The following is a 13234-nucleotide window of genomic DNA, read 5'->3' on the forward strand; positions in this document are numbered from 1 at the left end:
GTGTCCGCGACGTTGCGCGGCCCTTCTGACATGATGATCCCATGCGACGACTCGTTCCGCTGGCCTGCGCCCTGCTCCTCGGTTCCGCGCTGGCGGACACGGCCGAAGGGACTTACGATGTGCGGCGCTACCTGCGGGACGGCCAGGTGGAAACCTCGACGCTGCGCGTGACCGTCAGCGGCAAGGGCCTGACCTTCGACTGGGACGGCGGCAAAGTCACCGGGCTGGGCCTGCGGGTGGGTGACGCCGTGGCCGTCGCGTACGGGAACCCCGACTGCGGGATCGCCCTGTACGAGCAACAAGGCAATGTGTTCAGCGGCGTCTGGACGTACAGTGGCCAGGCCACGGGAACCGAGACGTTCACCTGGGACGGCCTGAAGTCCGCGCGGGTGGCGGTCAGGGGTCAGAATCCGGACGGCAGCACGTACACCGGGGAACTCCTGCTGCCGCTGGATCAGGGCGCCAGTCTGCCCCGGTGGAAGATCGGGACGGAGGTGACGGACGGCGCGGGCCTGCTGGAGGACGGTCTGTTCGCCGTGGCGTTCGGCAGTGAGCGGTGCAACGTGGCCCTGTACAGCGTGATCGAACTCACCGGGCAGCTGCTCGGAACGTTCTTCCAGGTCACCGTCACGGACACGCTGCCCGAGCGGGTGGCGGAAATTGCCGTCCGCCGCTGACCTGGCCCGCGGCGCGCCGGTCGTGGTGCGCGCCCGCAGGCCCGCCGACCTGAGCACATTGGTGCAAGTGCTGCGGGACGTGCACGGCGCGGTGGGCTACCCGTCGGTGTGGCCGGACGATCCCGCCGCGTTCGTCGCCGGTCCAGGCGGGGAAACCGCCGAGGCGTGGGTGGCCGAGCGGGCAGGGCAGGTGGTGGGTCAGGTGCTGCTGGCCCCGCTGCCGGACCCCCACCCGGACTGGGCGGTGAGGGCGGATCTGCCGGCCGGGACGCTGGAGGTCAAGCGGCTGTTCGTCTACCCCGGTGCGCAGCGGAGTGGCGCGGCGCGCGCCCTGCTGACGCACGTGCTGCGCGAGGTGCAGGCGCGGGATGTGGGGGCGGCACTTCAGGTGAACGAGCACAGCGCTCCCGCCGTGCGCCTGTACGAACGCGGAGGCTGGCGGTTCCGGACGCGCACGCGGGCCGCCTGGACCGACCCGGACGGCACCCACCCCTGGGTGCGGGTGTACACCTCGCCGGGCACTTGAGGCCCTCTTCACAGATCAAGTTCCGTTCACGGCACCCGGCGGTTTCTCGTGCGGGCAGCTGGCACGCTGAAGCCATGCCGGACAAAGACGACAAGAACAGTGGGCACACCAGCCAGCCGCAGCAGTACGACCGCACCGAGAAGGAAGTGCAGGACATCGCGGACGGGCACGACGCGTCACTGAAGAGCGCCAATGACCGCGAGGCCAAGGCGCCGCGCAACACCCACGACGGGCTGAGCGACAAGGAACTTCAGGACCGCGAGGATGCCCGCAACGTTCCTGCCAGTCACGGCTGATCCTCAGCAGCACAACTGAACCCCAGGGGAGCCCCGCAGCGGCTCCCTTTTTTCCCGCCTGGCCCCGCAGGTCCGGCGTACCCTCTGCTGGTGGCTTCCTCTCCTGTTTCCTACCGGCCCGGCGTGGGCGCGCTGCTGCTCTCGGCACTGTTTGTCACGGCGGGAACGCTTCACTTCGTGACCCCCACTTTTTTTGACCGGATCGTGCCCCCGTGGGTGCCCATGACGCCCCGGCAGGCCACGGTGATCAGCGGCGCGGCCGAACTCCTCGGCGGCCTGGGGCTGCTGCACCCGGGGACCCGCCCGGCCGCGCATTGGGGCCTGATCGTCCTGCTGGTCGCGGTATTCCCGGCGAACCTCTGGATGGCGCAGGATCCGCCGCGCTTCCACGTGAGTCCGCTGGTGGCGTGGGGACGGCTGCCGCTGCAACCGCTGCTGATCTGGGCGGTGTGGCGCGCAGGCCGCCGCTCCCCCGGGTCCCGCTGAGCACGCACCCGCGGGGCCTGGGGGGGCAGGCTCCTGGGCTATGAGGCCCGGCCGCGCGGGACGCCGACGCGCGGCAGCACCCAGCGGTCCAGGCCCAGCCAGCCCGCCACCCGCCAGCCCAGCACCAGCCACGTGGCCAGGATGAACAGCAGCGGGTTGCTGCTGACCGCGCCCGCCAGCAGGAAGTTGGCGTTCAGGAACCCTCCCAGGAACGCCGCGGCGCCCGTGAACAGGCCCAGGATCAGGGCAGCCCCCACGGTCAGCTCCCCGAACGTCACGAGGTGCGAGAACAGCGCCGCGTTCGGCAGGGCCACCTGCTCAATGAACCACGCGTACCCGCGCGTCACGTCCGGGTGATCCCCGCCCGTCCTGGCCAGCGCGCCGTTCAGGAATCCGCTGACCGCGCCGCCCGCGTCCGCGCCGATCCAGCCGCCGCCCGTGACCTTGTGCCAGCCGGCCAGCCACCACTGGACGCCCACGTAGATGCGCAGCAGCGCCCACAGGGGGGTCAGGCGGGTGTCGGCGAACAGCAGGTGGGACAGGCGGCCTTCCGGGACGGTGTGTGCCGCGCTGGGCGTGGTGGGGGTGCTCAGGATGGTGCTCATCTCTGCCTCCCGGCGGTCCGGGAACGAGGGGACCGCGCGGCCCTCAGGGTGCGCGGCGGCCATTACCGGCGCATTACGTCAGGGGCGCGCGAACACCTGCGTCCAGTACCGCGTGAATTTCGTGCCTGGGCGGTTGACGTAGCTGAGCCCGACCAGCGTGAAGTCCCCCATGATGTTGCGGCAGTGGCCGGGGCTACGCAGCCAGGCGTCCACGACCTCCTTCGGGGTCTGCTGTCCGGCGGCGATGTTCTCGGCGACACTGCCGGGGTTCAGGCCGGCGGCCTGCACGCGGCGCATGGGGCTGCTGCCGTCCAGGGCGCTGGTGTGATCGAAGTAACCGTACAGGGCCATGCCGCTCGACTGGGCCTGCGCCGCCAGGTCGAGGGTCGGGTTGCCCTTCAGGGGGGGCAGGGCGGGCCCACCGGGGCGTTTGGCGTCGCAGTTCCAGCCCTGGGCGCGGGCCTGGTTGGTCAGGCGCAGCACCTCGCTGTCAAAGGCGGGGCTGGCGGTCAGGGCGGCGGCCGTCAGGGTCAGTTGGCGCTGCACCGTCTGCCCGGCGCTGGTGGTGCCCTGAGCGGTGACGGTGTTGCTGCCGCTGTTCAGGCGCTGCGGGCCGGTGACCTCGCGCCCGTTCAGCAGCAGGCGCACCGGGCCCGGGCGGTACAGGACGCTGCCCAGGCCACTCAGGCGGACGGTGCCGTCTGCGGCGTGCAGGACTGTGAGGTCGGCGTGTTCGGCGCCGCTGCTGCGGACACTCATGGAAATCTCGGTGCGGCTGACGGTCCGGCCCTGGCTGTCCAGCAGGGACACCTGAATCTGGTAGGTGCCGGGCCGGTAGTAGGTGTACGCGACCTGCTCGCCGGTGCTGGTGCCGCCGTCGCCGAAGGTCCAGGTGACGCTGTGCCCGGCGGGCGCGGCGGCGTTCAGCGTGATGGTCAGCGGGGCGAGGTGATCGCCGCTGACGCTGTACCCGACGCGGAAGAGGGTGCCGCTCTGGGCGGCCGCGGCCGACAGCGCCGCGGCGAGCAGGAGGGTCAGGGTGCGGCGAAGCGGCGCGGCAGACACACCCTGAGATTAAGGGATGCTTAACCCCTGGCGCTGTGAAGTCACCCCGAAGATCAGGTGCCCGTCAGGTTGCCCCGTGGGTCCGGGGCGGACACGTGCGGCGACGCCTGCCCGAAGGTCAGGGTGATCAGCAGGCCACCGCCGGGCGCGTGCGTGAGCATCACGTCTCCCCCGTGCGCGCGGGCGTAGCGGCGCACCAGCGGCAGCCCCAGGCCGCTGCCGGGGCCCAGGCTGCGCGGACCGCGCTCATAGGGCAGGAAGACCCGGCCCCGCACCTCGTCACTCATCCCGGGCCCGTGATCACGGACCTGCACGCGCGGCGGGCCGCCGGGGGCGTCCAGCGTGAGTTCCACCGTACCTTCGGTGTACTTCACGGCATTCTCCACGAGGTTCTCCAGCATCTGCCGCACGCGGTTGGGATCCACCGGCCACACCAGGGGCTGCGGGGGGGCCGTGACGTGCACCCGGCTGGAGGAAAAGCGGCGGACCAGGTCGCCCAGGTCCGTGGGTTGCACGCGCAGCGTCACGTCCAGGTACAGGTCGTTCAGGCGGGTCAGGTCGGCGCGGCTGGCGAGCTGCGCGGCACTGTCCTCGATCTGCGTGAGCAGGCGCTGCTGCGCCGCCGGGTTCTGCGCGGACCGCAGGGCGTCCGCGGCCAGCAGCAGCGCCTGGAGGGGCCGGCGCATCTCGTGGCTGGCGAGCTTCAGGGCGTCCCGCTGGCGTTCCTCGCGGGTGTGGGCGCGCAGCACGTCGGCGCGCCAGAGCAGCAGGGCGCGCAGCGTCAGGAGGAGGCTCAGCAGGCCGGCGAAGATCGCGCTGGCAATCAGCGCGCGCCGCAACTCCAGAAAGGCGAGCTGGTAGGCCTCGCCCTGCGCGGCTCCGTAGTCCCGGGCGATGTTGTTCAGGCCGAAGGCGTCCTGAATGGCGCGGCGCAGGCCCGCGCTGCTGCGCGCTTCCAGGCCGCGCTGCACGTTCAGCAGCCGGAAGTCATCCTGCGCCTCGATGTCATTCAGGTACGCGAACTGCGCGCGGTTGCGGGCACTGCCCAGCGCGCGCTCAAAGCTGGCTTCGCGCGCGGCGGCGTTCACGGCTGGGTCCAGCAGGTCCGCGCGGTACTGCAGGAGGTCCTGCACGAGGCCCTGGTAGGCGTAGGGTCGCACGCCTAGGCCGTTGCGCAGCAGGGCGCGGTAGGCGGGCTGCGTGGCCAGGGCCAGGAGGGTCACGGTGGCCAGCAGGGGCAGCAGCGCCAGCAGGAGTTCGCGCATCAGGGTGCGCCGCTGGACGCGGGTGGGAACCGTCATTTCACCGGGGTGATGCGCTCGGCGAACCACACCCAGGCGGCGCTGTACGCGGCGCTGTGGTAGCGGGCAGGCTGCGGGGGCAGCACGACGGTCAGCGGCCCTTTCGCCTCGGGCGAGATGGGCCGGTTGTCGGCGCTGTAGGCCAGCATGATGGGGTCATTCATGTAATCCCGCGCCAGGACGGTCGTGAAGTACCCGTTCGAGGCGTACACGCGCAGGTCACGTCCGGCGAACCCCCCACGGACAGCCAGGTCGCGCAGCGTGACCCCCTGGTACGTGAAGGTCCGCTGCAGCTGGCGGTGCAGGGTGGCGTAGCGCACGGCGGGCAGCGCCTGAAGCTGTTTCAGGGTCAGCCGGATGGGCCCGGCCGGACCGGCAAGCTCCAGCAGGGTCGCCTCGCCTGGCGCGCGGGGCGGCGCAGGACGCGGGCCGTGCGCGTACGTGAAGGCCGGCCAGCTGGCCGGGGCGCCCTGACCGGGCTGCGCCAGGCCCAGGAGCAGCAGGACGCTCAGGGTGGCCTTGAGGGCAGGGGCGCGCCGGGTCACGCCGTGATTGTAGGCGGGGATGCGCCCGCGCTCAAGGAAGGCAGCGCCGGCATGTGAAGGGTCTGAGAGGAGCCGCGTGAACCCGTGGGCCGGGCGTCAGGCTCAGGTCACGCTCGGGGGGCACAGTGGTCTTCATGAAGACAAAACTGTTCCTGACTGTGCTGAGCGCCACGCTGGGTCTGGGTGGTCCGGCCCTGGCCGCCCCGACCCTGAGTGCGCAGAGCATCATCGTCAATCCGGTCGCCACTGACCTGAGCGTGAAGGTCTGGACGGACCGTGACAGCAGTGGTGCGGGCACGCCGTCCTACCGCCCGGGCGACAAGATCAGGCTGTTCACCAGCGTGAATCAGGACGCGTACGTGTATCTGTTCAACGTGGACCCGCAGGGACAGGTGGACCTAATCCTGCCCAACCGGTTCCAGGGGGGCGCGAACTTCCTGAAGGCGAACACGGTCAAGGCGTTCCCCAGTGCCGGTGATCCGTTCACGTTCGACATTGCCGCGCCGTACGGGGTGAACAAGGTGCTGGCCCTGGCCAGCCGCACGCCGCTGAATCTGGATCAGATCGCGTCGTTCAAGTCGCAGAACAGTTTCGCGAGTGTGACCGTGAGTGGTCAGGCGGGGCTGGCGCAGGCGCTGAGCATCGTGGTGACGCCGGTGCCGCAGAACAGCTGGGTGACGGACACGGCGTTCTACGCGGTGGCCGCGCCCACGGCCACGGCGGCCCCGCTGCGCACGGCCCCGGCTGCCGCACCCACGGCGGCGCAGCCTGCCCCGCGGACCGCGCAGGCCCTGTCGGTCACGGTGCAGCCTGCAAGCCCCTGGGGCAACGCGCGGGAGTGGAGCACGACCGTGGCGAACCAGGCGGATCTGCGCGCCCTGCATGACCGGTATGCTGCGTTCCTGCGTGCCGAGGGGTACACCCTGACCGAGCTGAAGAGCAAGCCCAGTGAGGTGCACAGTGAGTACCGCCGGGCCAACGGTGGTAAGGCGGAACTGACCGTGAAGCGCAAGGGCAACCGGGTGGAGATCAAGGTGGAGCGCCGCTGAGGCTGACAGCGGGCGGCACGTAAGAGCGCGGCACCGCTGGCAGGCTACAAGCAGCGGGAACAGCGGAGTGAGAGAAAGTCTCACTCCGCTGCTTTCTGTCATCGGCAGCGTCGGAGGAGCTGGAGTGTCGGGTGAGGCGGTCGTCCGGGCAGAGCAAGCCAATGTGGACAGGTTGTCTAGGTTTTTGTCCGGTCAGGTGGCCGGTACCCCTTGCGGGGGCTGGTGTACGGTCGTTTATGATTGGCAGGCACCAAAAATCTTGAAACCGGTTCCACGCCGTTGTGGAACCAGTCCCGGGGGTTTCGTATGAAACGTTCTGTCCTGGCCCGCGCTGGCGCGGGTGCGCTTTCGGCTGCTCTTCTTCTTTCCGCCTGCTCCTCCGCTCCGACGCCTGCCCAGGCTGGAACCGTTTCCAATGCGGGAACCGTCACGTCCCAGGCCATCAGTGGCACGAACATCGACGCCTGGCGGCAGCAGGTGATCTACCTCGTCATGCCCGACCGTTTCTCGAATGGAACTACTTCCAACGACGGGCTCGGCCAGCCCAACTGCCTCGACACCGCCAACGCCACCAAATTCCACGGCGGCGACCTCCAGGGCCTGCGCAACAAGCTGAGCTACATCCGCGACCTGGGCGCCACCACCCTCTGGACCACCCCCGTGTACAAGCAGGTGCCCATCGTCAACGGTAGCCAGTGCGGCTACCACGGCTACTGGCCCGACTACACCAACCCCAACGACACCGCCATCGAACCCAAACTGGGCACCAGCACCGACCTCAGCGGCCTGATCAGCGACCTGCACGCGGGCGGCCAGAAGTACATGATGGACATGGTCGTCAACCACGCCGGGTACGGCGCGCGCATCGTCAGCCAGAACCCCTCCTGGTTCCACAGCAACTGCACTGGCGACGAGGTGAACTGCCCACTGGCGGGCCTCCCCGACTTCCGGCAGGAAGACAGCACCGTCGCCACGTACCTGACCAACCTGTCCAAGACCTGGACCAGCACGTACGCCATCGACGGCATCCGCATGGACACCGTCAAGCACGCCCCCACCAGCTACTGGCAGAGCTCCTGGGTGCCCGGCGTGCTCGCCGCGCGGCCCAACACCTTCCTGCTGGGCGAGGTCTTCGATTCCGGCGACCTGAACAAGCTCAAGACCTACCTCGACGCGGGCTTCGACTCCACCTTCAACTTCCCGCTGCGTCAGGCCATGGTGGACTCGGTCGGCAAGGGCGGCAGCCTGGACACCCTGGCGACCCGCATGCAGTCCACGCTGACCACCTTCGGCCTGGACCGCACGCTGCTGCAGGTGAACCTGCTCGACAACCACGACGTGCCGCGCTTCGTGAACGAACCCGGCAGCGCCGTCGCCGAGGCCGAGATCCGCGCCCGCTACAGCAACGCGCTGGGCCTGCTGATGACCATGCCCGGCATCCCGCAGCTGTACTACGGCAACGAACTGGGTATGTACGGCGGCTCCGACCCCGACAACCGCCGCGACATGCCGGGCTGGGCCTGGACGGACACCGGCCGCAACGCCACGCAGGCGAACTTCGTGGCCGGCGGCGCGACCCCCAAGGTCACGTACGACCTCACCAAGAAACTCATCGCGGTCCGCAAGGGCAACGAGTCCCTCTGGAAGGGCAGCTACGCCGAGATGTGGCGCCCCAACGGCGGGCAGAACGTGTACGCCTTCTACCGCGGCAGCGGCGCCAACCGCGTCATCGTGCTCGTGAACACCTCGGCCAGCGCCGCCAGCGTGAACCTGGACATCCAGGGCAACACCGGCATCAGCGCGGCCGACAAGAGCGCCCTGACGAACGGCACGGTCTTCAACGACCTGCTCGCCGAGGGGGCGCCCAGCAGCGCGACCGTCACCAACGGCAAGCTGCCCGTCACGATCGGCGCGGGCAAGATGGGCATCTACCGCGCCGGGGCGACCGGCACCGGCGGGACCGGCGGCACGGCCGTGAGCGTCACCTTCCAGGTCAGCGCCAGCACGTACTTCGGGCAGGACGTGTACCTCGTGGGCGACCGCGCCGAGCTGGGCGCCTGGAACACCGCCTCCGCGCTGGCCATGACGCCCAGCGGCTGCTCGGGCAGCACCTGCACCTGGAAGACCACCGTCAGCCTGCCGCCCAGCGTGGCCGCGCAGTTCAAGTTCATCAAGAAACCCGGCGACAGCGGCGCCAGCGTCACCTGGGAAGGCGGCAGCAACCGCACCCTGACCACGCCCGCCTCGGGCAGCACCACATACAACGGCGGCACCTGGCAGTAAGCCCCACCCACGCAGCGAGAAGGCACCATGGGACGTTCCCGGGTGCCTTCTGCCTTACGTCAGCGCGCCTGGAATTCCCAGGTGTCCTCGGCCGTCTTCAGGATCAGCGTGCCGCCCTGCACGCTCAGGGTGGGGCGCTGATCGAACAGGGTCTGGAAGTCCACGCCGGGCTGGTCCGTGCAGGCCATCTTCGTGCCCACCAGTCCCCCGGTGAGTTCCACGCGGCCCGCCTGGACCGTGTACGCGCCGCCCACGGAGTTGCAGCCGTCACTGCCACCCAGTCGGCCGTCCTTGAAGCTCAGCGTGACGGGCCGCAGGGTGGGGCGCGGCGGCTGGCCGTTCAGCCGGGTCAGGGTGTACGTGGCCGCCGGGTCGGGCAGGGCGCTGCTGGGGGCGGCTGGGGCGGGCGTGCGGGTCAGGGTCAGCTGGCCGGTCTGGCCGCGCAGCACCAGCGCCGCGCCCTGGCGCTCGATGGTCAGCGGGGCGCGCAGCAGGGCCAGCAGGCGGTTTTCCGCTGCGCCGACCGTACCCGGGCACAGTCTGCGGGTGGAGGCCACCGTCCCGAATACCACCTGCTGCCCGACCAAGGCGCCCGAACCGGTCACGGTGTTGCAGCCGGCCAGTCCGGCGACCGTGACCTTTGCGCCGCTGAACGTGACGCGCAGGAGCGCCTGCCCCCGCTCGGGGCCCACTGGCCCCGGGGTCACGCGGGTCTGCCAGGTGCCGTCCAGGTCACTGTTGGGCGTCGCGGTGGGGCTGCTGGTCATGGGGCCTCCGGCGCGGGTGAAGGTCAGGCGGCCCGCCCCGCCGGTGAGCGTGAGGGTGTTCCCACTGACGTCCAGGCGGGTGGTGGTGCGCAGGAAGCGCAGGTAATCCTCGCGCAGGCTCAGGGCGGCGTCGGTGCAGCGCTCACTGCTGCCGCCCTGCACGCCGCGCAGCACGAGCGCCTGCCCCTTCACGGCGCCCTGACCCGTCAGGGGGCTGCACCCGGTACTGCCCGACACCGTCAGCGCGGCGCCACTGCCCGTCAGGCGCAGGGTCGGGCGGGTCAGGGCCGCGCCCGGCGTGATGACGGCCTGACCGGTGGGTTGCAGGTTGCGCAGCGTCCACGTGACGCTCTCTGCGGTGACCGGCGCGGCGCCCGGGGCCGAGGAGGGGGCAGCGGCCAGGGCCGCGAGGGTCAGGGTGGTCAGCAGGGCGCTCATGTTCCGGTTGTACCCCGCGCAGCTGACCGGCGGGTGATGATGGGGAGGCCGGACGGCCGCGCCGGGCAGCGCGTAGAATGCCCCAAACGCCCGTTAGGTTCGCTGCGGCTCTGCCGCGCAGGCCCTGGCGGGCACCGGAGGAATCATGGAAGACCGCCGAATTCGAGTGCTGATCGCCAAACCCGGCATGGACGGCCATGACCGGGGCGCGAAGGTCGTGGCGCGCGCCCTGCGCGACGCGGGCATGGAAGTCATCTACACCGGCCTGCGCCAGACGGCCGAGATGATCGTGAACGCCGCCGTGCAGGAGGACGTGGATGCCATCGGCCTGAGTGTCCTGTCCGGCGCGCACATGCATTACTTCCGCGAGGTGATGGGCCTGCTGCGCGCCCGTGGTGCCGAGGACATCATCGTGTTCGGGGGAGGCATCATCCCCGATCAGGACCTGCCCATCCTGAAGGACCTGGGCGTGGGCCGCGTGTTCACGCCGGGCGCCAGCACCGAGGACGCCGCCACGTACCTGCGCGGCGCCGTGCAGGCCCGCTGGCAGGCGCAGGGCGAGGCGTGACCCCAGCCGGTTGCCGTGCGTGACGTCGCCCGCCCCGCCGCGCTGAGCGGGGCCGCGCGACTGGCCCCGCTGTACGCGGCGCAGGCGCTGGCGACCGGCGCGACGACCGTCAGCACGGTGCTGGCCAGCCTGATCATGTCGGGTCTGGGCAGCGAGGCCCTGTCGGGGCTGCCCAGCACGCTGATTCAGGCGTCGGCGGCCACCTCGGCGGGGCTGTTCGGGGCGCTGATGCTGCGCCGGGGCCGCCGCCCGGGCCTGAGCCTGGCGTTCGCGCTGGGCACGGTGGGATCCCTGGTGGGTTTCCTGGGCGCCCGCGCGGGCCTCACGCCGCTGTTCCTGCTGGGTGCCATGCTGATGGGCGCCGCGCAGGGCGGCTACCAGCAGGCCCGTTACGCCGCGGCCGAGAGCGTCCCCGACGCGCGGCGCGGCACGGCGCTGGGCGCGCTGATGCTCATGAGCGTGCTGGGCTCGTTCGTGATGACGGGCTTCGCGCACCCCATCGAGTGGCTCGGGGCCGCGCTGGGCGCCACGCCGGAAGTCACGGGGTGGCTGGTGGGCGGCGCGCTGCTGGGCGTGGCCGCGCTGCTGATCCTGTCCTGGCAGCCCCTGACCGGTCCCGCCCAGGTCCGCCGTGAGCGCCTACCCCTGGCGGCCGCGTTCCAGATTCCTGGCGTGAAATCCACGGCGCTGGCGGTGGCGACCGCGCAGGGCCTGATGGTCACGCTGATGAGTCTCACGCCACTGCGCGCGCATCACATGGGCCTGGATCACGCCTCGATTGCCGCGCTGATCAGCGGGCACATTCTGGGCATGTTCGGGTTCGGCTGGCTGACCGGCCCGCTGATCGACCGGCTGGGCCTGCGCTTCGGCTACGTGAGCGGCGCGCTGCTCCTCGCGGCCGCGGCCCTAACGGCGCCCCTGACCGGTGAGGGGTGGCTGGCCGTCAGCATGTTCCTGCTGGGCCTGGGCTGGAATCTGGTGTTCGTGTCGGGCAGCAAGGCCCTGACCCGCTTCCCGGCGGCGCAGGGCGTGACGGACAGCCTGGGGTACGTCGCGGCGGGCCTGGGGACCCTGCTGGGCGGCGCGGTGATCGCGCGCGCGGGCTTCCCACCGCTGGCGATTACCTGCGCGGTGCTGGCGGCGCTGCCGCTGGTCAGCGCGTGGCGCGCCCGGCCCAGCCCGGCGTAACGCGGGGCAGAGGGGGCACCGGGGTTGACTTCCCTGGTGCCCCCTCCCCTTTCCCGGTTCAGGGGTTCGCGGCGCTGACGAAGGTGTCGTCGCCCGGCGTGGTGCTGCTCCGCCCGCCGTTCTGGTCGTAGCGCACACCGCTGTTCATGACGGTGCTCGCTCCGCTCAGTGTGTTGGCGGCGCTCACGGCCCCGGCGGGCGCGAAGGACTTGCTCCACAGGTACCAGCGGGGCGCGACGCTGTGCTTGCGGGCTACGCCGCTGGCGGGGTTCAGGTCGAACACGTACTCGGGGAAGATCTCGGTGCGGCTGATGAATTTCGCCATGGCCGTGTTGTTGTCGCCGCCCAGGTCGTTCACGTGGCTGGATTTGATCCACTCGACGGCCACGCCCTGCCCCTTGAGGCTCTGCGCGATGCGGGCGCTGCGCGCGGCGGGGTTCACGTCGGGGCTCAGGAACGCGTAGCTGTGCCCGTACCCGGCGCTGGCGGGCGTCCAGTACGGGTCGGCCAGCACCACGCGCTTTGGGCGCTTGGCGCTGCTCAGGCCCGTGTCGGCGTAGGCCTTGTCGGTCATGGCCAGAGCCATCTGCGCGCCCAGCGAGTGGCCCATGACGCGCACGCCCTCGGTTCCGGCGTACGTCCACTGGCTCAGGGCGCTTTTATAGGCCGTGTAGAACAGCTGCCCGGCACTGGCGGTGGGCATCCCAGCAGTCGAGTACGTGCCGCCCGGCGTGCGGTAGCGCATGTTGATGCTCTGGGTGCGGCCGTAGGTGTCCTGATACGTGTAGGTGGGCGTCCAGATCTTCGCCTGCGAGTGGTACGGCGCGCCCGCCGTGCCCTCGTCATCGGCGAGCTGAGTCCACTGGTACAGGGCGACGTTCCACCCGGCGTCGATCCAGGCGTCGGCGACGTTGCGGCTGGCCTCGCTGAAGTAGAAGTTGTCGCGCACGCCCGCGACGGTGCTGCCGTTCTGCCATCCGTGCACGAAGACCAGCACGGGCTTGGCGGGGTCGTAGTAGCCGGTCATGGCGGCGCCGTCACTGCGGGCCTTGCAGCCCACCCCGCCGAGGGAACCGGTTTCTCCCTTGCTGTACCAGTACAGGCCGGTGTCCAGTCCGCTCTGCCCGTACGGGAGGGCCAGCTGGGTGGGGCAGCTGGCCGCCTGGGCGCGCAGCGTGCCGGAGGTGCCTCCCTTGGCCGCCTCGGCGACGAGGGCCTCACTGAACCCGTCGGGCAGACCGGGCTGGGCCGCGCCAGGGCTGGTGGTGGGGACGGTAGGGGTGCCGCAGGCGGCCAGCAAGGCGGGGAGCAGGACAGGCAGGGCAGCAGAACGTCGGATCATGATGGGCCTCCGGGCAGGAAAGAATGCCGGAAACCGGTTTCCGGCTGGGCTGAGTTGTTGGTGCGACGACCACCGTACCCTCCCACTCCGGCGAAAAA

General features: G+C 70.7%; 14 protein-coding genes. 8 read left to right on the plus strand and 6 right to left on the minus strand.

All coding sequences use genetic code 11. The annotated features are described in order from the left end of the window. The first annotated feature begins 41 nt into the window (after nt 1-41). The 4 genes from IEY63_RS17515 to IEY63_RS17530 all read left to right on the plus strand — a co-directional run bounded on the left by IEY63_RS17515 (nt 42) and on the right by IEY63_RS17530 (nt 1985). Entirely contained in the window at nt 42-677 is a 636-nt protein-coding gene (locus IEY63_RS17515; protein ID WP_189070287.1) for a hypothetical protein, read from the plus strand. Beyond that, nucleotides 661-1203, plus strand: a complete 543-nt coding sequence (locus tag IEY63_RS17520; protein WP_229784788.1) for a GNAT family N-acetyltransferase — start codon at nt 661-663, stop codon at nt 1201-1203. Before IEY63_RS17515 ends, IEY63_RS17520 begins: the two co-directional genes overlap by 17 nt. 74 nt (nt 1204-1277) lie before the next feature. Continuing rightward, the gene (locus tag IEY63_RS17525) at nt 1278-1499 is read left to right on the plus strand and encodes a hypothetical protein (RefSeq protein ID WP_189070288.1); all 222 of its coding nucleotides are present in this window, start codon (nt 1278-1280) and stop codon (nt 1497-1499) included. Between the two features lie 90 nt (nt 1500-1589). Then, on the plus strand, nt 1590-1985 hold the full coding sequence (locus IEY63_RS17530; protein ID WP_229784789.1) for a DoxX family protein: 396 nt from the start codon (nt 1590-1592) through the stop codon (nt 1983-1985). 38 nt (nt 1986-2023) lie between these two features. Here IEY63_RS17530 and IEY63_RS17535 read toward each other — a convergent pair whose 3' ends face one another. From IEY63_RS17535 to IEY63_RS17550, 4 genes are all read right to left on the minus strand, one after another. Beyond that, nucleotides 2024-2590 (minus strand): DoxX family membrane protein, encoded by a 567-nt coding sequence (locus IEY63_RS17535; protein WP_189070289.1) that lies wholly within the window; start codon nt 2588-2590, stop codon nt 2024-2026. 78 nt (nt 2591-2668) lie between these two features. Next, entirely contained in the window at nt 2669-3655 is a 987-nt protein-coding gene (locus IEY63_RS17540; RefSeq protein ID WP_189070290.1) for a CAP domain-containing protein, read from the minus strand. A 53-nt stretch (nt 3656-3708) separates the two neighbouring features. Beyond that, the gene (locus IEY63_RS17545; protein WP_189070291.1) at nt 3709-4956 is read right to left on the minus strand and encodes a sensor histidine kinase; all 1248 of its coding nucleotides are present in this window, start codon (nt 4954-4956) and stop codon (nt 3709-3711) included. Continuing rightward, complete coding sequence (locus tag IEY63_RS17550; RefSeq protein WP_229784790.1) at nt 4953-5501, minus strand: molybdopterin-binding protein; 549 nt, start codon at nt 5499-5501, stop codon at nt 4953-4955. The genes IEY63_RS17545 and IEY63_RS17550 overlap by 4 nt, the downstream gene beginning before the upstream one ends. Nucleotides 5502-5635: 134 nt before the next feature. Here IEY63_RS17550 and IEY63_RS17555 point away from each other — a divergent pair, with 134 nt between their 5' ends. Both IEY63_RS17555 and IEY63_RS17560 read left to right on the plus strand, forming a co-directional pair. Next, the gene (locus tag IEY63_RS17555; protein ID WP_189070292.1) at nt 5636-6550 is read left to right on the plus strand and encodes a DUF4384 domain-containing protein; all 915 of its coding nucleotides are present in this window, start codon (nt 5636-5638) and stop codon (nt 6548-6550) included. A gap of 306 nt (nt 6551-6856) precedes the next feature. Beyond that, complete coding sequence (locus IEY63_RS17560; protein WP_189070293.1) at nt 6857-8833, plus strand: alpha-amylase family glycosyl hydrolase; 1977 nt, start codon at nt 6857-6859, stop codon at nt 8831-8833. Nucleotides 8834-8892: 59 nt separating this feature from the next. On the opposite strand, the gene IEY63_RS17565 is transcribed toward IEY63_RS17560, so the two are convergent. Next, nucleotides 8893-10038, minus strand: a complete 1146-nt coding sequence (locus tag IEY63_RS17565; protein ID WP_189070294.1) for an META domain-containing protein — start codon at nt 10036-10038, stop codon at nt 8893-8895. Nucleotides 10039-10183: 145 nt separating this feature from the next. On the opposite strand from IEY63_RS17565, the gene IEY63_RS17570 reads away from it, so the two are divergent. Together IEY63_RS17570 and IEY63_RS17575 are read left to right on the plus strand one after the other, a co-directional pair. Next, the gene (locus IEY63_RS17570) at nt 10184-10606 is read left to right on the plus strand and encodes a cobalamin B12-binding domain-containing protein (RefSeq protein ID WP_189070295.1); all 423 of its coding nucleotides are present in this window, start codon (nt 10184-10186) and stop codon (nt 10604-10606) included. A gap of 15 nt (nt 10607-10621) precedes the next feature. After that, on the plus strand, nt 10622-11794 hold the full coding sequence (locus IEY63_RS17575) for an MFS transporter (protein WP_189070296.1): 1173 nt from the start codon (nt 10622-10624) through the stop codon (nt 11792-11794). Between the two features lie 58 nt (nt 11795-11852). Here the strand turns inward: IEY63_RS17575 and IEY63_RS17580 are convergent, their stop codons facing one another. Next, entirely contained in the window at nt 11853-13136 is a 1284-nt protein-coding gene (locus IEY63_RS17580) for a hypothetical protein (RefSeq protein WP_189070297.1), read from the minus strand. Between the last annotated feature and the right edge of the window lie 98 nt (nt 13137-13234).

The organism is Deinococcus radiotolerans, from assembly GCF_014647435.1.
GTDB classification, from domain to species: Bacteria; Deinococcota; Deinococci; order Deinococcales; family Deinococcaceae; genus Deinococcus; species Deinococcus radiotolerans.

What these genes read in the sequence shown, in the direction of transcription:
- IEY63_RS17515 (WP_189070287.1), top strand. Translation starts at nt 42, where the DNA reads ATGCGACGACTCGTTCCGCTGGCCTGCGCCCTGCTCCTCGGTTCCGCG.
- IEY63_RS17525 (WP_189070288.1), top strand. Translation starts at nt 1,278, where the DNA reads ATGCCGGACAAAGACGACAAGAACAGTGGGCACACCAGCCAGCCGCAG.
- IEY63_RS17535 (WP_189070289.1), bottom strand. Translation starts at nt 2,590, where the DNA reads ATGAGCACCATCCTGAGCACCCCCACCACGCCCAGCGCGGCACACACC.
- IEY63_RS17545 (WP_189070291.1), bottom strand. Translation starts at nt 4,956, where the DNA reads ATGACGGTTCCCACCCGCGTCCAGCGGCGCACCCTGATGCGCGAACTC.
- IEY63_RS17555 (WP_189070292.1), top strand. Translation starts at nt 5,636, where the DNA reads ATGAAGACAAAACTGTTCCTGACTGTGCTGAGCGCCACGCTGGGTCTG.
- IEY63_RS17560 (WP_189070293.1), top strand. Translation starts at nt 6,857, where the DNA reads ATGAAACGTTCTGTCCTGGCCCGCGCTGGCGCGGGTGCGCTTTCGGCT.
- IEY63_RS17565 (WP_189070294.1), bottom strand. Translation starts at nt 10,038, where the DNA reads ATGAGCGCCCTGCTGACCACCCTGACCCTCGCGGCCCTGGCCGCTGCC.
- IEY63_RS17570 (WP_189070295.1), top strand. Translation starts at nt 10,184, where the DNA reads ATGGAAGACCGCCGAATTCGAGTGCTGATCGCCAAACCCGGCATGGAC.
- IEY63_RS17580 (WP_189070297.1), bottom strand. Translation starts at nt 13,136, where the DNA reads ATGATCCGACGTTCTGCTGCCCTGCCTGTCCTGCTCCCCGCCTTGCTG.